The organism is Pseudoruegeria sp. SHC-113 (assembly GCF_025376885.1).
Classification (GTDB): Bacteria; Pseudomonadota; Alphaproteobacteria; order Rhodobacterales; family Rhodobacteraceae; genus Pseudoruegeria.
This window is the reverse complement of sequence record NZ_JAHUBR010000002.1, coordinates 210,482-229,951: the sequence shown is the minus strand read 5'-3', so window position 1 is coordinate 229,951 and position 19,470 is coordinate 210,482. Positions and strand designations below refer to the sequence as shown.

The following is a 19,470-nucleotide window of genomic DNA, read 5'->3' as shown; positions in this document are numbered from 1 at the left end:
GAGCTGCCATGAAACTGGTGCGTTTCGGTGCGCCCGGGGCCGAGAAACCCGGGATCGTCGATCGGGAAGGGGGGATCCGCGATCTCTCCTCCCATGTGCCCGACATCAGCGGGCCGCACCTGTCGGCCCGCACGCTGTCGCGCCTGCGGGCGCTCGATCCCGCGGGGCTGCCCAAAGTGGCCCCCGGAACCCGGCTGGGCCCCTGCGTGGGCAGCATCGGCAAGTTCATGTGCATCGGGCTCAACTACTCCGATCATGCCGCCGAAAGCGGCCTGCCGATCCCCGAACACCCGATCCTCTTCATGAAGGCCAATTCCGCGATTTCCGGCCCCAATGACGATGTGATCCTGCCGCGCGGCTCCACGCGCAGCGATTGGGAGGTGGAGCTTGGCGTGGTGATCGGGCGCGCGGCGAAATACGTGAGCGAGGCCGAGGCGCTGGATTACGTGGCGGGCTATTGCATCTGCAATGATGTTTCCGAACGTGAATTCCAGACCGGGCTCACCGGCCAGTGGACCAAGGGCAAGAGCTGCGACACCTTCGGCCCCACGGGGCCGTGGCTCGTGACGGCCGACGAAGTGGGCGATCCGCAGCGGCTCGACATGGGGCTGGCGGTGAATGGCGCACAGATGCAGTCGGGCAATACGGCGACGATGATCTTCACCGTGGCGCAGATCATCTCTCATCTGAGCCAGCTTTTTACCCTGCACCCGGGCGATGTGATCTCCACCGGCACGCCTCCGGGCGTGGGCATGGGGATGAAACCCGAACCGAAATACCTGAAGGAAGGCGATGTGATGGACGTATGGATCGAAGGGCTGGGCCGCCAGCGGCAAGAGGTGAAGGCTGATGTCTGAGAAACCGGTTCTGCTGCAGGTCGGCCAGGTGACGGAGCGCATGACCGCCCGTTTTGAAGCCGAGTTCACCGTGCACCGCCTGTTCGGCCGCGAAGACCGCGCGGAATTTCTGGCCGAAGTCGGCCCGTCGGTGCATGCGATTGCCACCGATGGCCATTGGGGGGTGCCGGAAGACGTGATGGCGGCCTGTCCGAACGTGAAGGTTATCTCGAGCTACGGCGTTGGCTATGACGCGATCGACGCCGATGGCGCGGCGGCGAAAGGCATTCTGGTGGCCCACACACCGGATGTGCTGAACGATGAGGTGGCCGACACGGCGATCCTGCTCTGGCTTGCCGTCTCCCGCCAGTTGGTGCCCTCGGAGCGCTGGGCGCGCAGCGGCGATTGGGAGGCCAAGGGCGCGTACCCGCTCACCCGCTCGGTGCAGAACCGCCGCGTGGGCATCCTCGGGCTGGGCCGCATCGGCCAGACGATTGCCGAGCGCGCCAAGGCTTTCGGGGCCGAGATCCTCTATCACAGCCGCTCGGAAAAGCCGGTGGATTACACCTATTGCGCCGATCTGGTGGATATGGCGCAGCGCTGCGATGTGCTGGTCTGCATCACGCCCGGCGGCGCGGCCACGCAGCATCTGGTGAACGCCGAGGTGCTTGCGGCGCTGGGGCCTGAGGGCATCCTCGTCAACGTCTCGCGCGGCTCTGTTGTGGATGAGGCCGCGCTGGTGGCCGCTTTGGAAAGCGGCGCACTCGGCGGGGCGGGGCTTGATGTGTTTGAGCAGGAGCCGAAGATCCCGGATGCGCTCAAAGGCATGGACAACGTGGTGCTCACGCCGCATGTGGGCTCAGGCACGGTGGAAACCCGTCAGGCGATGGGCGATCTCACCTGCGACAACCTCAGCCAGTTCCTGAAGGATGGCACTGTGCTTACGCCGGTGCCCGAGTGCAAGGCGCTGAACGGTTAGGCGCGGGACAAGCCGAAGGCGCCGCGCCATCGCCGGCCCGCCCGGACGGGCTGGCGATTTGGCTGGACTGGGTGCTCCGTTCAAGCCATGCGCGGAGGTTGCCAGATAACCTGCTCAGCACAAACCTCGGCTCGCCACCCCGCGGGACGGCGATGGCGCTCTGATCAAGCCTGCCGCCAGCTGGGCACGCCCTTGTTCAGGAAGGCCTCGATGCCCTCCCGCGCTTCCGGCGTTTCCCACGTGTCCGCAAGGCGGGTGATGGTTTCATCGATCACCACATCGTCGATCCGTGGCCCAAGTACCCGCGCCAGCGCCTTGGCGGCCCCCACCGCGCCGGGGGCGACCTCCAAATAGGGGGCGACCTCGGTTTCGATGCGGGCGTCCAGTGCCTCGGCTGCCGCGTGGCCCGCGATCAGGTCCAGCGCCTGCGCTTCTTCGGCCCCAAACAGCCTTGCCGACATGAACACCCGCCGCGCCTTGCCCTCGCCCATCCGCGCGATCACGTAGGGCCCTATGGTGGCGGGGATCAGCCCCAGCCGCGTTTCGGTGAGGCCAAACTTCGTGCCGCTCTCGGCAATCGCCACATCACAAACGCTCGCCATCCCCACGCCACCGCCAAAGGCCCCGCCGTGGATCCTGCCGATCAACGGGCTCGGCATCTCGTTGAGCGCCTGCAGCATCTCGGCGAGCTTGCGCGCCTCGCGCATCCTTGTGGCGCGGTCGGCGCGGATCTGATCCATCATCCAGCCCAGATCACCGCCTGCGCAAAAGACCTTCCCCGCGCCCGAAAGCACAACGGCGCGCGTCTCGGGCGCGGCCCCGATCGTGTGGGCAAAATCGGTCAGCTCGCCGATCATCTCGGCCGAGAGCGCGTTGCGCGCCTCGGGGCGGTTCAGGGTGAGTGAAACGACGCCACGGGCATCGGTGGCGACGGAAAGCGTTTGGTATTTGGTCATTCTCAGGCCCTCAGGCTGCGTGCAAACCGCGCGGCATCCGCGAGGCGGTCAGGATCAATGCCGGTGTCAAAGCCGCGCTCGGTGAGCAGCGCCAGAACGGCCTCGCTGGCCACGTTCCCGGCCGCACCGGGCGCATAGGGGCAGCCGCCCAGCCCGCCCACAGCGGCGTCAAAGACGCGCAAGCCGGCGTCAAGACAAAGGCCGATGTTCTCCAGCGCCCGCCCGTGGGTGTCATGGAAATGGCCCGCGAGCTTCGCTGCCGGGATCTCCGCCAGCAAAACCTCAAGCAGCGGCGCAAGCGTTTCCGGCGTGGCGGCCCCGATGGTGTCGCCGAGGCTCACCTCGTAGCAGCCCATCGCCAAGAGTTTCTGCGCCACCGCAAGCACCGCCTCGGGTGCAACAGCACCATCGTAGGGGCAATGGGTGATGCAAGAGACATAGCCCCGCACCGGCAGCCCATGCTCCAGCGCCGCGATCATCACCGGCTCAAACCGCGTGAGGCTTTCGGCGATTGAGCAGTTGATGTTCTTCTGGCTGAAACCTTCCGAGGCAGAGCCGAAGACGGCGATCTCGTCGGCCTGTGCCGCGCGTGCGCCCTCAAGCCCCTTGGCGTTGGGGGTGAGCACCGCGTAATCCACGCCCGGCTGTCGCGTGATCCCGGCCATGACTTCGGCGGCATCGGCCATCTGCGGCACCCAGCGCGGCGAGACGAAACTCGTCACCTCGATCTTGCGCAGCCCGCTTTCCGAAAGCATGTCCACCAGCGCAATCTTGTCGGCGGTGGCGATCTGCGCCTTCTCGTTTTGCAGCCCGTCGCGCGGGCCGACCTCGAAAATCGTGGCGGTGTCTGTCATGGCCTCTCCCCTTGCCACGCACCCCCCGATGGGGCCGCGCCTCCCGCGCGCATTCCTACACGGCAGCGGGGCAGCAGGGAAGGGGTCGGGCGTTGTGATCCATTGTTCACAAAGCGTTGCAAATCGGCGCGCGGGGAGTTGATTTATTCGCCGCAACGCGGAAAGATTACGCCATCGTTTTCAGTAAGTGGTTTCTATGGCACAAAATTCAAAGCCGACTGTCCCGGTTCAACGCCTTGCACATCTGGTCAGCTGTCTTGATGATTTCACCGGTTCCCCTCGCGCCGCGCAGGCCATTCTGGATGAGCTTGATGTGAAGCGTGAGGCCTTGCGCATCCGGGACGGGCAGGTCGAAACCCTGAGTGAAGCACGGTTTTGCCAGATGGCTTGTGCCTTGGAAGGCATGGCCGATTTTGCCGTGCGCGCCGGTCTCTGTTTCCAGAACTCCCAATCGCTGACGGTCTATATCGCCAAATACTCTAAGGACCTGAAAACTGCGATCGAAGCTGCCTCGCGCTATCACGTACTGGTGGACCCAACGACGGTTTACTGGCTGCAGACCACGAGCAGCGCCGGGCATTTCCAGACCCGCGCGGAAGACGGCGAAATCGCGCGGATGCATCATCACCGCGAATTCCTGCTGTTCTCCGCGCTGGCCACGATGCGCCAGATCACGCAGGTCTCGTTCTTTCCGCTGGAAATCCGCTTTCGCCACGCTGCCGGTGCCTCGGCGGAGGCCATCCAGCGCAAAGCGGGCTGTGCCGTGGAGTTTGCCACTGGCATGGATGAGATCATCCTCGCTCCTTCCACGTTGAACCTTGATATCCCGACCTTTGATCCGGCGCTGCGCGATCACCTGACCGATTATGGCAACCTGCTGCTGTCGCGCTCTGGCGGCGGCAAGATGGATCTGCGCGCCCGGATCGAGAAACTGCTGCTGGACGGTTTGCCCGGGCGGCTGCCATCGGCAGATGAGGTTGCGGCGAACCTCGGCATGAGCCGGCGCACCTTCGCGCGGCGCCTGAGCGACAACGGCATCTCCTTCCGGGAGATCGTCGACGGGCTGCGCGAAGACATCGCGCGCAGCTATTTGCGCGACGGGCTGGCGATTTCCGAGGTGGCCTATGTGCTGGATTACTCCGATCAGGCAGCCTTCACCACGGCCTTCAAGCGCTGGACGGGGCTGACGCCCAAGGCTTTCGCGCTTCAGGCTTCCGCAGCATAACAGGCTCTGCCAACGCTCTTTGGCGACTATTCGAAATTTTTTGGCCGTTTGGCAAAATCCTCTTGCCTGCGATTCCCCTAGAAGGGCGTCATGGAGGAGAGGCCGCCAATAAGGGCTTAGCGCCACGATCTCCGCCAGGTTTCTGGGGAGAACAGGCGTCGAGACGGGCGCTGACCTAAAACAACAAGGCCAGCACACTCCTGACTTTTGCATCGCAAGATGTGATTGGCCCGGATCACCTTTGGTGACCGGGCCTTTTTCCTTGCGCGCGCGCTGCATGGCGGTAATCTCATTTTAGAGAATGATTCCCGTATTTGAGATATTGCAATGGAAGACTTCGGACCCAGACTGGCCGCACGGTTGCGGCAGGAGCGCAGTGCGCTTGGCCTGTCGCTGGAAGCGGCGGCGGCGCAGTGCGGCGTGAGCCGCGCCACGCTCTCGCGGATGGAAACGGCGGAAACCAGCCCAACGGCGGAGGCGCTGGGGCGGTTGTGCCGGCTCTACGGCCTGCCGATGTCGGCCCTGCTGATGGCGGTGGAAGAGCAGCCGCAGGCCTATGTTCCGCGGGCAAACCAAAAGCTGTGGGAGGATCCGGGCGCGGGGTTCCTGCGCCGCGCGGTGTCGCCTCCGGCGGCGGGCTTTCGGGGGGAGATGCTGGAGTGCACCCTGCAGCCGGGGGCCGATATTGCCTATGACGGCCCGCCGACGCCGGGGCTTGAGCATCATCTGTATCTGCTGGAAGGGCAGTTGCGCGTCACTCTGGGCGAGGCAGCGCATCAGATGAACGCGGGCGACGCGTTGCGCTATCGGCTTTACGGGGGCAGCCGCTTTGAGGCGCCGGGGCCGGACGGCGCGCGATACGTGCTCTCCATCATCCAGCCGGGAGGTGGCGCATGAGCTATACCGTGGAACAGATCGGGGCCGAGCGGTTTGCACAGGTGCAGGAGGCGCTGGCCGAGGTGCTCTGGGCCTGCGTGCAGGATCACGCGAGCGTCGGCTTCATCCTGCCCTTCATGCGGAACGAGGCGCTGGCCTTCTTCACCGGCACCATCGCGCCAGCGGTTGCGTCGGGCGGGCGTGTGCTCTTCGTGGCGCGGGACAGTTCTCGAGTTCTGGGCACCGTTCAGCTCGTGGTGGACACGCCTGCGAACCAGCCGCATCGGGCCGAGATCTCCAAGCTTCTGGTGCATCCCAAAGCCCGCCGCAGGGGCGTGGCGCGGGCGCTGATGGCGGCGGCGGAGGCTGAGGCGCGGACGCGTGGCAAGGGGCTGCTGACGCTCGACACCCGCACCGGCGACAGTGCAGAGCCGCTTTATGCAAGCCTCGGGTTTCAGGTGGCCGGGGTGATCCCCGGCTATTGCCGCGCGCCCGAGAGCGAGAGGCTCGATGGCACGACCTACATGTACAAGGCGCTTTAGCGGCCCTGCTTTAGACCCATTTCGCAAAAGGCGGCAAGCTCATCAGCACGGCATTGGCATCATGGCCGGTTTCCAGCCCGAACTTCGTGCCGCGATCATAGACGAGGTTGTATTCCGCGTAGAGCCCACGGTGGACAAGCTGCGTGTCCTTGTCCGCCTCAGAGAAGGGTGTGTTTCGGTGGGCTTCCACCGTCGGCAGGAAAGCGGGCAGGAAGGCGCGGCCCACGTCCTGCGTGAAGGCGAAATCGGCTTCCCAGTCGCCGGTGTTCAGATCGTCGTAGAAGATCCCGCCCACGCCGCGTGCGCGGCCCCGGTGCGGGATGTAGAAATACTCATCCGCCCAGGCCTTGAAACGCGGGTAGATCTCGGTGCCGTGGGGATCGCAGTGGGCTTTCAGCGTGGCGTGGAAGCTCTCTGTGTCGGCGGCGTATTCGATGCAGGGGTTCAGATCGGCCCCGCCGCCAAACCACCAGCCGTGGGGCGTCCAGAACATGCGGGTGTTCATGTGGACGGCCGGGGTGTGGGGGTTCTGCATATGCGCCACGAGCGAGATGCCCGAGGCCCAGAAGCGCGGATCTTCCTTGATGCCAGGCAGATCCTTGCGCGCAGCCATCGCGCCCTGCGCCCGCTCGCCGAGCGTGCCGTAGACGGTGGAGACATTCACTCCGACCTTCTCAAACACACGCCCGCCGCGCATCACGCTCATCAGCCCGCCACCGGCATCGCCCCCATCGGGCGCGGCGCGGCGGGTCTCGCTCACTTCGAAACGCCCCGCAGGCAGGCTGGCGAAGGGGCCTTCGCTCTGGCTGTCCTCCAGCGCCTCGAAGGCGGCCACGATCTGATCACGCAACTCCCGGAACCAGGCGGCGGCGCGGGCTTTCTGATCGTCGAAACTGTCACTCATGGCAGGGCCTTTCCTGTTGCGGCGCGCCGGGCGCTTGCTTGCCCTGTGCCTAACCTGATCAAAGGCAAAGGGCCAGTGCGTCAAAGGACGCGGGTGGCAGTGCGCGCGGGATTGTCCTTTCAGCGCGGTCAGATAGGATGGCGCCATGACTCGTACACGCGCCGCCCTTCTTCTGCTTCCCGCGCTGGCCTTCGCCGCCTGCAGCACGCCGCGCGAGCGGTGTCTGAACGCGGCCACTGAGAACCTACGCACCGTGGAGCAGCTGATCGCGCAGACCGAGGCCAACATCCAGCGCGGCTTTGGTGTGGAAACGGATTACCGCATCACCACCGGGTTTGACTGGTGCTATGACCGCTTCGGGCGCATGTACACCTGCACCGTGCCGCGCTCCGTACCCGTCACACGGCCCGTCGCGATCGACGTGAATGCGGAGAAGGCCAAGCTTGCCTCCCTGCAGGAGCAGCGCCGCCGCCTAGCGAAAGAGGCCGAGGCCCCCGTGGCGGCCTGCAACGCGCAGTTCCCGCCAGAAGGCTAAGCCGCGCAGCGCTTAGTGCGCCGCCGCCGCCACCGGATCAAGAAGCGTGCGCCCGCCGTCCACCGTCAGGATCTGGCCCGTCATGAAATCCGCCGCCGGCGAGGCGAGGAATTGCACGGCCTCCGCCACTTCGCTCGCCGAGGCGATGCGTTCGAGCGGGGTGGAGGCGATGATGGTGTTCCGGTAGTCCGGCGTGTCTTTCAGGGTGGATTGCAGGCTCGCGCTCATCACGCTGCCAAAGGCCACGCCGTTCACGCGGATCTTGTCCTTCGAAAGCGCCACGGCGAGCGAGCGTGTCATCTGATCCAGCGCGGCGGAACTGATCGAATAGGCCATCAGGTCCGGGTGGGTGCGGCGCGCGGCGATGGAGGAGAGGTTGATGATCGTGCCGATGGAGCCTTCGCTCGTGCCGTCTTCTTCCGCCTGGTGTTTCATCCGTTTGGCCACCAGTTGCGACAGCCGCAGCGAAGTGAGCAGGTTCTGCTTCAGCAGGATCTCCACCGCGTCATCATCGGCGTTCAGCGGATCGGATTTGCAGACCTGACGGCAGGCGTTCACAAGGATGTCCACGCGGTCAAAAGCGTCCAGCGTGGCTGAAAGCAGGTTGGCAATCGTCAGCTTCTCGCGCAGATCGCCGGCGAAATAGCGGATGTTGCCTTCCTCGACCTGCTTGCCCAGTTCTTCTTCCAGCCGGGTTTCATCCATGTCGGCAAACATGACGTTTGCCCCCTTGTCGGCGAAATGGCGGGCAATGGCGAGGCCGATGCCGTTGGCGGCACCTGTCACGATGGCGGTCTTGCCGGTGATGGAGAATGACATGTGTTGGGAGTTCCTGATGCTTCTCTGACTTAAGCGCCCCGGCGCGGGGCGGTTTTGCGGCGCACAGGCCCTTGGGCATAGAGGATTTTGAAGCCGCTGTCACCGCCTGCGTCCTTCACGTCGCGAAACAGGGCGGCCAGCTTGGCTTCATAGGGCAGGTGGCGGTTGGCCACCATCCAGAGGCTGCCATTGGGTTTCAGGAGCCGCGCGGCGGCCTCGATGAAGGCCTGCCCCAGCGCCGGATCCCCGGCGCGACCCGTATGGAAGGGCGGGTTCATGACCACCGCATCTGCCGGGGTGTCCAGAATAAAATCGGTGGCGTCAGCCCAGTGGAACTGCGCGCGCGCATCTGTGATGTTGGCCTTGGCGCAAGTAAGCGCCAGACCTTCGGCCTCCACCAGATCCAGCCGCTGCACTCCTTCGCGCGCGAGGATGGCACGGGAAAGAAAGCCCCAACCCGCGCCCAAATCCACCACATGGGCGGGCAGCTTGGCCGGAAGGGCTTCGGCCAGCAGGGCCGAGCCCCGGTCGATCCGATCCGCCGAAAAGACGCCGGGCACGGTCTGGAAGCCCTCGGGCGAGTCGACAGTGGCTTGCGCCCAGTCGGCGAAATTACCGCCGCCGGTGAACCAGATCAGCTTGCCATGGGCCTTGGAGAAGGCCGCAACATGGCCCGGAACCCGCTTGCGCAGGGCTTTCAGCAGGCTGTCGGTGCCGTCTGTCTTCTGACCGTCCACCAGCACCAACCCGCCGCCCGTCGCGGCCACGGCCTGCGCGATCAACTGTTGGGATTCGATCTTGGAGCGCGTCAGGAACACCAGCGCGGCCGCATAAGGAGTGGCGGCCGGGGCCTCCACCATGTGAAAGCCGCGTGCCTTGAGGGCGGTGTGGTCGGGCGCAAAGCTTTGCAGGATGTCGAGGCGATCGGCGGGCAGGACGGCCAGATCGTCGGCGGCGCGGGCGCGCAACGCGAGGATGCGGCCCTCTGCGGGCAGCGAGACCTCCTGCGCGTCGAGCGCGAGGGAAAGACGGGATGTTTGCATTGGCGGCGGGGGCTGGCCCGCTACTCCTTTTCCATGGTGCACTGCAGCGGGTGCTGGTGGCGGCGGGCGTAATCCATCACCTGCGTCACCTTCGTTTCGGCGATCTCATGAGAGAAGACGCCCACAACGGCCACGCCCTTCTTGTGCACGGTCAGCATGATCTCGAAGCTCTGCTGGTGGCTGAGCCCGAAGAAACGTTCGAGCACATGGACGACGAATTCCATCGGCGTGTAATCGTCGTTCAGCAGCAGCACTTTGTAGAGCGGCGGGCGCGCCGTTTTGCTGCGCGTCTTGGTGAGCACGCCGGTATCGCCGTCACCCTGATCGGTCTTGTCGGCCATCATGAGGGGCGTTTTGTTCGACATGTCTCGCAATGCAGCTTCCGGTTTTGCCATAGAGGCGACAATATATGCGCTTCTTCGGCAGAGAAAAGAGGGCAGGCGGAGTCTGGCGCCCAAGTCGTGCGCAAAACTCTGGCCACCAATGGGTTAAAGATGTCTGAAAAACCGACCACCGTGGCCTTCGACGCCGACGACACGCTCTGGCAGAACGAGCAGTTCTTCAAGCTCACACAGGAGCGATTCGCCGAATTGCTGAAGGATTTCGCCGCACCGGGCGATCTGGAGGCCCGGCTTCTGGAGGCGGAGCGGCGCAACCTTGGCCACTACGGTTTCGGCATCAAGGGCTTCGTGCTGTCGATGATCGAAACGGCGCTTGATGTCACCGAAGAGCGGGTGCCGGCCCCAGTCGTGCGCGAGCTGATCACCGCCGGGCAGGAGATGCTGCGCCACCCGATCCATCTGCTCCCCCATGCCCGCGAGGCGGTGGAGGCCTTGGCGCGAAGTCACAGGATCCTGCTGATCACCAAGGGCGATCTGCTGGATCAGGAACGCAAGCTGGCGCAATCGGGGCTGGGCGAGCTGTTTGACGGGGTGGAGATCGTCTCCGACAAGACCCAAGCCACCTATGAGTCGATCTTCGCCAGACACGCGGAAGGTGCAGCCGCGGCGGTGATGGTGGGCAATTCGCTGCGCTCGGACGTGCTTCCGGCGCTGGCGGCGGGGGCATGGGGTGTCTATGTGCCCCATGATCTGACATGGGCCTATGAGCAGGGCGAAGCGCCCGGCAGCCACGCGCGCTTCCGGGAGATCGCCGATCTGGGTTTGTTGCCGGGTTTGATACAGTCTTTTTAGGGGTTTGCGATCAATCTGCCCCCGCGTAAGGGTACATCTTGGGGGTGAGGTGGCGCTGCCCCCTAGATTTTGGAAACGCGCGTTGACAACCGGCCTATCTGCCAAGAAACAAATGGGTTTTCCCGTGGCGGGGGCTATGTTAACCTACATCCAAGCATAAAAAATGGCTGACCGTGAAAACACGGCGGTTTGAGGCAGATGAGAGGCAAGCGACGTGGGACAGCGTCTCCAGCGGTACTTCCGTAGTTACTCGATTCCTGTGGCACTCCTTTGGGTTGTGCTGATGGTGCCGTTCATGGCGCTTTCCGCGCCCTATGCGGCCATGGTGATCGACGCCCGAACGGGCGAAGTTCTGCATTCCGAAAACGCCGACACCCGCTTGCACCCGGCCTCGCTCACCAAGATGATGACGCTCTACATTGCCTTTGAGGCGGTGAAGAACGGCGAGATCTCCATGGACACGATGGTGCGGATCTCGTCCAAGGCCGCCGCCGAGCCGCCCTCCAAACTGGGGCTGCGCTCGGGGCAGAAAATCCAGCTCAGATACCTCGTGCGGGCGGCGTCGGTCAAATCGGCCAATGACGCCGCCACCGCCATCGGCGAGGCCATCGAAGGCAGCGAGGCGGCCTTTGCCCGCCGCATGAACCGCACCGCCAAGGCGCTGGGCATGACGCGCACCAATTTCAAGAACGCCCACGGCCTGACCGAGGAAGGCCACCTCTCCACCGCCCACGACATGACGATCCTCGGGCGGCGACTGTTCTACGATTATCCCCAATATTACAACCTCTTCTCCCGTCGCTCCACGGATGCCGGGATCAAGACGGTGAACAACACCAACCGCCGCCTTCTGGACGCCTACAAGGGTGCCGATGGCATCAAGACGGGCTACACCCGCGCCGCTGGCTTCAACCTCGTGGCCTCCGCCGAACGGGGCAACGAGCGGGTGATCGCCACGGTGTTCGGAGGCCGCTCCACCGCCACGCGCAACGCGCGGGTGGCCGAGCTTCTGGATCTGGGCTTCCGCAAGGCACCGTCCAACGCCACGGTCCGCAAGCCGGGCGCGCCCAATTACGCGCTGGCGGATGCGGGCGGCGTGATCAAACGCGATGTGACGGCGGTGAAAACGAGTCTGCGGCCCAAGCCGCGGCCCGGCACCGGCAAGGATGCGCTGCTGCTCGCGTTGAAGGACGACATCGAGGAAGCTGTGCAGGAGGCGCAGGACGCCACCTATGATGAATCGCGCCTGCGCAAGGAAGGCCTGCCTGCGGCGGTGGAAGTCACACCGGTGACGCGCCCGGAAGAGGTGACGCTTGCGTCCGTGAAGCCCGAGGGGCGGCTGTTTGACTCAGTGCAGCGCGTGATCACGCGGGCTTCGCTGGATGGTGAGAAGCGCTACAGCGTGACGGTGGGGCTCTATTCCTCGCAGTATCTCGCGGAGAAGGCGCTGCTTCAGACGGCGCTGGACGAGATCGGCTCGCTGGACGGCGCGCAGCGTACGGTGGTGAAATCCTCCAAGGGCTTCGAAGCGCAGTTCCGGGGCTTGAGCGAAGGCAAGGCCGATCTGGCCTGCAAGCGCATCGTGGCGCGCAACGGCGTCTGTTCGGTGAACGGGCCCGCCTGATCCCCATGGCTTGAAGGCCGGGCGTCGGCTTGGCACAAGGGGGCTTCCAGAGGGAGCCCTTTTTTCATGTCTGATGCCTTCGTTTTCGCCCCGCCTGCGCCGCCCAGTGTTGCCGTTGCCGGATCAAGCGCCCGTTTCCCGGTGCGCCGGATCTTCTGCGTGGGGCGCAACTACGCCGAACACGCCCGCGAAATGGGCAATGACCCTGACCGGGAGCCGCCGTTCTTCTTCACCAAACCAGCCGACAGCCTTGTGGAGGACGGCGCGGAACTGCCCTTTCCGGTGGCCACCGAAGACCTGCACCATGAGGCCGAACTGGTGGTGGCCATCGGCCGTGGCGGGCAGGACATCACGCGAGAGGACGCGCTCTCCCATGTCTGGGGCTATGCGCCCGGCAATGATCTGACGCGGCGCGATCTGCAGGCCGAGGCCAAGGCCGCGCGCAGGCCATGGGATATGGCGAAAGGCTTTGACGCCTCGGCGCTCTGCGGCGCGTTGCGGCCTGTGGCGGAGGTCGGCCATCCGGCGGCGGGGCGGATCACGGCCCACGTCGGGGGCGAGCTGCGGCAGTCCGGTGATCTGGCGGAGCAGATCTGGCCGGTGGCCGATGTGATCGCGCATCTATCGCGGCTGGTGGCGCTGGCGCCGGGGGATCTGATTTTCACTGGCACACCTGCGGGTGTGGGGCCGATCAAGCCGGGGCAAAGCTGCCGAGTGGAGATAGAGGGGCTTGGCGCGGCGGAAGTGCGCTACCAAGGCGGATAGGGCGGCCCCAGCCCGTAGGTGGGGGCTGAAAGCCCCCGCCTTGGGGGCGGGCGGGGGCTGCCCGGCGTGCCGCCGGGCGGATCGCCTCTAGTCTTTCGGCAGCACCTTGCCGGGGTTCATCCGGTTCTCCGGGTCCAGCGCCGCCTTCACCGCGCGCATCACGCTCACCGCCACCGGATCCTTGCGCCGGGTCATCGTGTTCTGCTTGGAATGGCCGATGCCGTGCTCCGCCGAGAAACTGCCGCGCAGCTCGCCGGTGATCTCCTCCACAAGCGCGCGCAGAGCGTCATGCACCGCCGGATCTTCGTTGGCGGGCCAGATCGTATGGTGGATGTTGCCATCTCCCAGGTGGGACACCACGAGCGTCTCAGCGCCCGGATCGATGGCGGGCAGGCGGGCGTCGTAGGCCTCAAGGAAGGCTGCCACCTTGTCGAGCGGCACCGAAATATCGCTGTCCACGAAGGGGCGGCGGTGGAAGGCCAGCTCTGCCGCACTTTCGCGCACCCGCCAGAGTGCGGTTCGCTGGGCGGCGTTCTGGGCGATGGCGGCATCTGTGAGTGTGCCGTCCTCCAGCATCTCAGCCAGAACCTCCGTCATTTTCTCCGGCACATCTTCCGTGGCCGCGCCGACCTCCACGAGGATATGCACCGGGTGCAGATCGGCGAGCGGCGGCTGGGCTTGCGGGAAGAGCTTGCGGTACAGCGCCATGTAGCCTTCGGGCATATACTCGAAAGCCTCCACGGCGCCGCCGGTGGCGCTTCGCAGCCGGTTCAGCAGATCCAGCGCCGCGTCCAGCCGCTCCAGCCCCACGAAGGCGGTACCGCGATGGGCAGGGAGTTCCACGAGCTTCACCACGGCTGCCGTGATGATCCCCAGCGTGCCTTCCGCGCCGATGAAGAGATCCTTCAGATCATAGCCGGAATTGTCCTTGTGCAGCTCGCTCATCGCATCGAGCACGCGGCCATCGGGCAGCACCACCTCGATCCCCAGCACCAGCGCGCGGGTATTGCCATAGCGCAGCACGTTGGAGCCGCCCGCGTTGGTGGACATCAGCCCGCCCAGCATGGCGCTGTCCTTCGCGCCGAAGGTCATCGGGAAGGTGAGGCCGTGGGGCTCGGTGGCGGCGTGCAGGGCCGAAAGGATCACCCCGGCCTCCACAACCGCAAGCCGCGCTGCCGGGCGGATCTCGCGCACGCGGTTCATCCGCTCCAGCGAGAGCACCAGCGCGCCCTCGGCGGCCCCGCCGCCTACAAGCCCGGTGCGGCCAGATAGGGGCACCACGGCCACCCCGTGGCGCGCGGCGATTTTCACCGTTTCAGAGACTTCCGCCGTGTTCGCCGGGCGGGCCACGGCCAGCGGATGGGTCTTGTATTTGCCCGTCCAATCCTCGCCATAGGGCGCGGCATCCGCGCCAGACAGCACCCCTTTCGCGCCCAATGCGGCGCGCAACTCCTCGATTAGCATCCGGCTGGCCTCCCCTTCACTTGGGGCGACTATTTCCCATCACATTCGGATTGGCCAGAGGGCTGAACGGAAACCTGTCGCCCGGCGGCACCGCCGGGCAGCCCCCACCCGTGGTCGGGGCCGCCCTCAGTACATGGAGGTGACGTTACCGTCTGCCTAAACCGAAACCGAAGCCATCACCTCTTCCTTGGCGAGGCTCGCCTTGGAACCGGACAGCGAGACGGCTCCGCGCGTGAGCACGAAGAACTCATCGGCCAGCCCGTAGGCGAATTCGAAATACTGCTCCACCAGCACGATGGCCATCTTGCCCTCGTCGCGCAGGTATTCGATCACCCGGCCGATCTGCTGAATGATGTTGGGCTGGATGCCCTCGGTGGGCTCATCCAGCAGCAGGAGCTTGGGCTGGGCGATAAGGGCGCGGCCGATAGCGAGTTGTTGTTGCTGCCCGCCCGAGAGATCGCCGCCCCGGCGGCTCTCCATTTCCTTCAGCACCGGGAAGAGCTCGAAAATCTGCTCCGGCACGAAGCGCTCCTCTTTCGGGATGCAGCCAAAGCCGGTTTCAAGGTTCTCGCGCACCGTCATCAGCGGGAAGATGTCACGGCCCTGCGGCACATAGGCCACCCCTTTGCGCGCCAGCGCATGGGCGGGGGGCTTGGCGATCGCCTCGCCATCCAGCGTGTATTGCCCGCCAGAGCGGTGATGGGTGCCCGACAGCGCCTTCAAAAGGCTGGTTTTGCCCACGCCGTTGGTGCCCATCACGCAGGTCACCTGCCCGCGCTCGGCGGCCATGTCGATCCCGTAGAGGATCTGTGAGCCGGAATAATGCAGGGTGAGATCTTTGGTGTGCAGCATGGTTTAGCGCCCCAGGTAGACTTCGATCACTTGCGGATCTTGGGTGACGTGATCAATCGAACCCTCGGCCAGAACCGAGCCCTCGTGCAGAACGGTGACCTTGCAATCAAGCCTGCGCACGAACTCCATGTCGTGCTCCACCACGACAACGGCGCGGGTTTTCGCGGCCTCGCGCAGCAGGTCGGTGGTGTGTTCGCGCTCGGCCAGCGTCATCCCGGCGGCGGGTTCGTCCACCAGCAGAAGGCGCGGCTCCTGGGCGAGCAACATGCCGATTTCCAGCCACTGCTTCTGCCCGTGGGAGAGCTCGCCCGAGGTGCGGTGCAGCTGGTCGGCCAGCCCGATCTCCTCGGCCAGGGCTGCGACCTTCGCGTCATCCTCCTTGCTGCGCTTGTAGAAGAGCACGTCCAGCGGGCCGCGTTCTTTCTTGAGCGCCATCAGCAGGTTGTCGAAGACGCTCTGGTCTTCAAACACCGTGGGGCGCTGGAACTTCCGGCCCACCCCGGCCTGCGCGATTTTGGCTTCGCTCATCTTCAGTAGGTTCTGGCTTTTCTCGCCCCAGAGCACGCGACCCTCATCGGGGCGCGTCTTGCCGGTGACGATGTCCATGAAGGTTGTCTTGCCCGCGCCATTGGGCCCGATCACCGCGCGCAGCTCGGCCGCGCCAATCTGGAAGGAGAGGTTGTTGATCGCCTTGAACCCGTCAAAGGAGACGGAAACACCGGAGACTTCGAGAAGCGCGCTCATTTGGCGTCTCCTTTGCGCACGAGGTAGTCAAACAGCCCGCCGATGCCCTTGGGGGCAAAGAGCGTGACGAGGACGAAGGAGAAGCCCAGAAGCACGAGCCACCAGTCGACCCAGTCGATGGTGTAGAAGCCGAGGTTGATCGAGGGTGCCTGCCCGCCGGTGAACCAGCTGGACAGAAGCGAGACGGTTGCCGCGCCGATCACGGCACCATAGAGCCGCCCGCGCCCGCCGATGGCGACCCAGACCGCAAGGTAGATCGAGGCGATGGGCGCGATTTCGGCCGGGTTGATGATGCCGGCCTGCGGGTAATAGAGCGCGCCCGCGATGCCCGCGATCACGGCCGTCAGGGTGAAGACGAAGAGCTTGTAGCCCTCCACCGAGTAGCCGAGGAAGCGCACGCGGGCCTCATCGTCGCGGATGCCGCGGATAACCGAGCCGAACTTGCCCGACACCACCCAGGCCGCCAGCAGGTAGCCCAGCAGCAGGGCCAGCGCGGAGGCCCAGAAGAAATAGATCGAGATCATCGACTGCGGGATCTTTTCCGCGCCGGGGATGTTCTGCAGCCCCGAAAGCCCGTTGTTGCCGCGCAGGCCGGAATCGTTCTGGAACAGGTAGAGCGAGAGCGCCAGTGTCATGGCTTGGGTCAGGATCGACAGGTAGACGCCGGTGACGCGGGAGCGGAAGGCGAGCCAGCCGAAGACGAGCGCGAGCAGGCCGGGCACGAGCACCACGAGGGCGAGCTGCATCGTGAGGCTATCGGCAAAGGCCCAGATCAGGGGGAAATCGCTGCCCCCCACGACGCCAAAGATCTGGTTGCCGATGGCGTCTGTTACCTCCTGCGCGGTGGGCGGGATTTCAGCATTGGCCAGCGAGGCCACCACAATCTGCTCGGTGCGCGCATACATCAGCCACATGCCGATCATGTAGCCGCCGAGCCCGAAGAAGGCGAAATGGCCAAGGCTCAGGATGCCGCAATAGCCCCAGACCAGATCCATTGCGATGGCGATGAGGCAGAGGCAAAGCGTTTTGCCCAGCGTTTTCACGAAGCTCGTGGAGATCACGCCGGTGCCGAAGGCCTCGCTCAGGAGCGTGACGCCGAGGGTGAAGAGGCCAAGGCAGGCAATGAAGACGAGGACGGACGGGTTTTTCGCGAAGAAGGACCGGTTCATGGGTGGCGCTCCGTGGAGAAGGCGCGGGGGGCCAGCCCCCCGCGACCCCCCGAGGTATTTCTAGAACAAAGTGGGGCGATGCAGGCTGTGTGAGGCATGATCAATCTCCCGCAGCGCGGCCTTTGAGGGCGATGATCCCTCGGGGGCGGAACTGGATAAAGACGATGATGAAGATGATCATATAGGTCTGGGCAGCGAGCGTGTTGGACGGGTTGAAGAACTCGATGCCCTTTTGCAGGAAGCCGATCAGCGTGGCGCCTGCGAGGGTGCCCCAGATGTTGCCGACGCCGCCGACGACGACCGTCATGAAGCTCTGCACGATGTAATCGGAGCCCAGCTCGCTGGTGACCTTCGCAAACAGCCCGATGGCGACGCCCGCGATCCCGGCGATGCCGGAGCCGAGGCCGAAGGTGAGCATGTTGATGCGGTCCGGGTTGATCCCCATGGAGGCGGCCATGCGCGGGTTCTGGGTGACGGCGCGCACTTCGAGCCCCAGCCGGGTGCGGTTCAGGATGAACAGCAGCAGCGCGAGGAAGATCAGCGCCAGCACGAAGATCGCGATGCGGATGTAACTGATGGAGACCACGTCGTTCAGCACCCAGGCGCCATCGAGCCAGGCCGGGGAGGTGAGGGGGCGGGCCTGCGTGCCGAAGATGTTCTTGGCGATCTGCTGCAGCGCCACCGAGATGCCGAAGGTCGCGAGCAGCGTTTCCAGCGGGCGGTGGTAGAGGTGGCGTATCACCAGCCGCTCCATCGCGACGCCGGCGGCGAAGGTGACGGCGAAGGCGAGCGGCAGGGCGATGATGATCGAGAGCGTGTAGTCGGGCACAAATTGCTGCACCACGTAGCCCGTGTAGGCGCCCATCATGATGAACTCGCCATGGGCCATGTTGATCACGCCCATCACGCCGAAGGTGATGGCAAGGCCGATGGCCGCAAGGAAGTAGATCGAGGCCAGCGAGAGCGCATCGAGACCCAGATCCAGCGCCTGGTTGACGCCGACCTTGGTGTTGATGGCCTCCAGCGTTTCCTCGGCAGCAGAGGTAACGGCGGGCGAGGGCTCTTCGTAGATGTCGTAATAGCTGTGCGCTTTCAGCGCGGCGGCCTTGTCGGCCTCGGTGACGAGCGGCGGCACGCGGCCCTCTGCGGCGAGGCCGGCATAGGCGCGCAGGCGGGCCTCATCGGTGTTGAGCGTGGCCACGGGCACGCCGGCGACGCGGGCGTCTTCGATGTTGGCGGCGAGGGCGGTGCGGATTTCATCATGCGTGGGAGCGGCGGGGGCCAACCCTTCGGAGACCAGAAGCGCATAGGCCTCGGCCTCGGGCAGCGCGGCGCTGCCCGGGGTGAGCGTAGCGGCGATATTGCCCTCCACCGGCGTGGCGGCAGCGACGCGGCGGGTGGTGAGCAGCGGGTTCAGGGCGGCGCGCGCCCCGACGGAGAGATCGCCGCGGAAGCTTTCGATGGCGGCGATGCGCTCGGCTTCGTCCTGGCCGAAGCGGATGGTGAGCAGGCGTTCCAGCACTTCCTTCTGGGCCTTGATCGCCGGATCGGGTTCTTTCTCAATGGCTCCGCGCAGCGCTTTCAGGTGGCTGGCCTCGGGATCGCGCTCGATGGCGGTGAGGGCGGCGCGGCGCTTTTCGGGATCGGTGTCCATCAGTTGGAACTGAACGAGGGCGGCACCGATGAGGCCGCGGATGCCCGCGTTGGGCTTGATCTGCTTGAGCGCCTTCTTCTCCACGCTGCCAGCAGCCTCCCCGGTGACAGGGTGCGCGATGGCATAGGTGCCGTCGGCCTGCTCGGCGACGGTGTAGAAGGCTTTATCTTCCTTGAGCTGCCACAGCTCCTTGGCCTGCCACAGCTCGAGGATCACCTGGGCTTCGGGCAGGCCGCTGCCTGCGAGAGCTTCGATGGCGGGCTCGATCGTTTTGCGGGAGCCTTTGGCGATGATGGCCTGATGCTCGGCGAGCAGGGCATCGATGGCGGTTTGGCCCGTCTGGGCCGGGGCGGCCACGAGGCTTGCCACCAGCGCAGCCAGGGCCACGCAGAGGGAAAGGAGGTGCTTGATCATGGAAGTGGGCTGCTCTTTTCAA

Annotated in this window: 20 protein-coding genes; 9 read left to right on the top strand and 11 right to left on the bottom strand. The window is 65.2% G+C overall.

Annotated features, from left to right (window positions below; genetic code table 11):
- Nucleotides 1–8 precede the first annotated feature (8 nt).
- Both KVX96_RS15985 and KVX96_RS15980 read left to right on the top strand, forming a co-directional pair.
- Nucleotides 9–857, top strand: a complete 849-nt coding sequence (locus KVX96_RS15985; RefSeq protein ID WP_261195722.1) for a fumarylacetoacetate hydrolase family protein — start codon at nt 9–11, stop codon at nt 855–857.
- Nucleotides 850–1,815: a 2-hydroxyacid dehydrogenase gene (locus KVX96_RS15980; RefSeq protein WP_261195721.1), complete on the top strand. Its 966-nt coding sequence runs from the start codon at nt 850–852 to the stop codon at nt 1,813–1,815. The genes KVX96_RS15985 and KVX96_RS15980 overlap by 8 nt, the downstream gene beginning before the upstream one ends.
- Before the next feature lie 164 nt (nt 1,816–1,979).
- Here KVX96_RS15980 and KVX96_RS15975 read toward each other — a convergent pair whose 3' ends face one another.
- Entirely contained in the window at nt 1,980–2,771 is a 792-nt protein-coding gene (locus KVX96_RS15975) for a crotonase/enoyl-CoA hydratase family protein (RefSeq protein WP_261195720.1), read from the bottom strand.
- A 2-nt stretch (nt 2,772–2,773) separates the two neighbouring features.
- Entirely contained in the window at nt 2,774–3,625 is an 852-nt protein-coding gene (locus tag KVX96_RS15970) for a hydroxymethylglutaryl-CoA lyase (protein WP_261195719.1), read from the bottom strand.
- Between the two features lie 196 nt (nt 3,626–3,821).
- Between KVX96_RS15970 and KVX96_RS15965 the strand changes: the two genes are divergently transcribed.
- From KVX96_RS15965 to KVX96_RS15955, 3 genes are all read left to right on the top strand, one after another.
- Nucleotides 3,822–4,850: a helix-turn-helix transcriptional regulator gene (locus KVX96_RS15965; RefSeq protein WP_261195718.1), complete on the top strand. Its 1,029-nt coding sequence runs from the start codon at nt 3,822–3,824 to the stop codon at nt 4,848–4,850.
- A 327-nt stretch (nt 4,851–5,177) separates the two neighbouring features.
- On the top strand, nt 5,178–5,747 hold the full coding sequence (locus KVX96_RS15960) for a helix-turn-helix domain-containing protein (protein ID WP_261195717.1): 570 nt from the start codon (nt 5,178–5,180) through the stop codon (nt 5,745–5,747).
- Nucleotides 5,744–6,268, top strand: coding sequence for a GNAT family N-acetyltransferase (locus KVX96_RS15955; RefSeq protein ID WP_261195715.1), 525 nt, complete (start codon nt 5,744–5,746; stop codon nt 6,266–6,268). Before KVX96_RS15960 ends, KVX96_RS15955 begins: the two co-directional genes overlap by 4 nt.
- Before the next feature lie 10 nt (nt 6,269–6,278).
- Here the strand turns inward: KVX96_RS15955 and hemF are convergent, their stop codons facing one another.
- Nucleotides 6,279–7,172, bottom strand: a complete 894-nt coding sequence (hemF, locus tag KVX96_RS15950) for an oxygen-dependent coproporphyrinogen oxidase (protein WP_261195714.1) — start codon at nt 7,170–7,172, stop codon at nt 6,279–6,281.
- 145 nt (nt 7,173–7,317) lie between these two features.
- Here hemF and KVX96_RS15945 point away from each other — a divergent pair, with 145 nt between their 5' ends.
- Nucleotides 7,318–7,707, top strand: coding sequence for a hypothetical protein (locus tag KVX96_RS15945; RefSeq protein WP_261195713.1), 390 nt, complete (start codon nt 7,318–7,320; stop codon nt 7,705–7,707).
- A gap of 12 nt (nt 7,708–7,719) precedes the next feature.
- On the opposite strand, the gene KVX96_RS15940 is transcribed toward KVX96_RS15945, so the two are convergent.
- The 3 genes from KVX96_RS15940 to clpS are packed head-to-tail and all read right to left on the bottom strand — an operon-like array spanning nt 7,720 to nt 9,934.
- The gene (locus KVX96_RS15940) at nt 7,720–8,526 is read right to left on the bottom strand and encodes an SDR family NAD(P)-dependent oxidoreductase (RefSeq protein ID WP_261195712.1); all 807 of its coding nucleotides are present in this window, start codon (nt 8,524–8,526) and stop codon (nt 7,720–7,722) included.
- 29 nt (nt 8,527–8,555) lie between these two features.
- On the bottom strand, nt 8,556–9,569 hold the full coding sequence (locus KVX96_RS15935) for a class I SAM-dependent methyltransferase (RefSeq protein WP_261195711.1): 1,014 nt from the start codon (nt 9,567–9,569) through the stop codon (nt 8,556–8,558).
- Nucleotides 9,570–9,589: 20 nt separating this feature from the next.
- Nucleotides 9,590–9,934 carry an ATP-dependent Clp protease adapter ClpS gene (gene clpS / locus KVX96_RS15930; protein ID WP_409977134.1) on the bottom strand — a complete coding sequence of 115 codons (345 nt, stop codon included), beginning with the start codon at nt 9,932–9,934 and terminating at the stop codon, nt 9,590–9,592.
- A gap of 129 nt (nt 9,935–10,063) precedes the next feature.
- Between clpS and KVX96_RS15925 the strand changes: the two genes are divergently transcribed.
- From KVX96_RS15925 to KVX96_RS15915, 3 genes are all read left to right on the top strand, one after another.
- A complete protein-coding gene (locus KVX96_RS15925; protein ID WP_261195710.1) occupies nt 10,064–10,762 on the top strand; it encodes an HAD family hydrolase in 699 nt (232 codons plus the stop codon).
- Nucleotides 10,763–11,045: 283 nt separating this feature from the next.
- Nucleotides 11,046–12,386, top strand: a complete 1,341-nt coding sequence (locus KVX96_RS15920; protein ID WP_261195776.1) for a D-alanyl-D-alanine carboxypeptidase family protein — start codon at nt 11,046–11,048, stop codon at nt 12,384–12,386.
- 66 nt (nt 12,387–12,452) lie between these two features.
- Nucleotides 12,453–13,151 (top strand): fumarylacetoacetate hydrolase family protein, encoded by a 699-nt coding sequence (locus KVX96_RS15915; protein WP_261195709.1) that lies wholly within the window; start codon nt 12,453–12,455, stop codon nt 13,149–13,151.
- Nucleotides 13,152–13,238: 87 nt separating this feature from the next.
- On the opposite strand, the gene KVX96_RS15910 is transcribed toward KVX96_RS15915, so the two are convergent.
- From KVX96_RS15910 to urtB, 5 genes are all read right to left on the bottom strand, one after another.
- Nucleotides 13,239–14,615: an FAD-binding oxidoreductase gene (locus tag KVX96_RS15910; protein WP_261195708.1), complete on the bottom strand. Its 1,377-nt coding sequence runs from the start codon at nt 14,613–14,615 to the stop codon at nt 13,239–13,241.
- Nucleotides 14,616–14,771: 156 nt separating this feature from the next.
- Complete coding sequence (gene urtE / locus KVX96_RS15905) at nt 14,772–15,467, bottom strand: urea ABC transporter ATP-binding subunit UrtE (RefSeq protein ID WP_261195707.1); 696 nt, start codon at nt 15,465–15,467, stop codon at nt 14,772–14,774.
- A gap of 3 nt (nt 15,468–15,470) precedes the next feature.
- Nucleotides 15,471–16,211 (bottom strand): urea ABC transporter ATP-binding protein UrtD, encoded by a 741-nt coding sequence (urtD, locus tag KVX96_RS15900; protein ID WP_261195706.1) that lies wholly within the window; start codon nt 16,209–16,211, stop codon nt 15,471–15,473.
- Nucleotides 16,208–17,380, bottom strand: coding sequence for an urea ABC transporter permease subunit UrtC (urtC, locus tag KVX96_RS15895; RefSeq protein WP_261195704.1), 1,173 nt, complete (start codon nt 17,378–17,380; stop codon nt 16,208–16,210). The genes urtD and urtC overlap by 4 nt, the downstream gene beginning before the upstream one ends.
- Before the next feature lie 100 nt (nt 17,381–17,480).
- Nucleotides 17,481–19,448, bottom strand: a complete 1,968-nt coding sequence (urtB, locus tag KVX96_RS15890) for an urea ABC transporter permease subunit UrtB (protein ID WP_261195702.1) — start codon at nt 19,446–19,448, stop codon at nt 17,481–17,483.
- Nucleotides 19,449–19,470 lie beyond the last annotated feature (22 nt).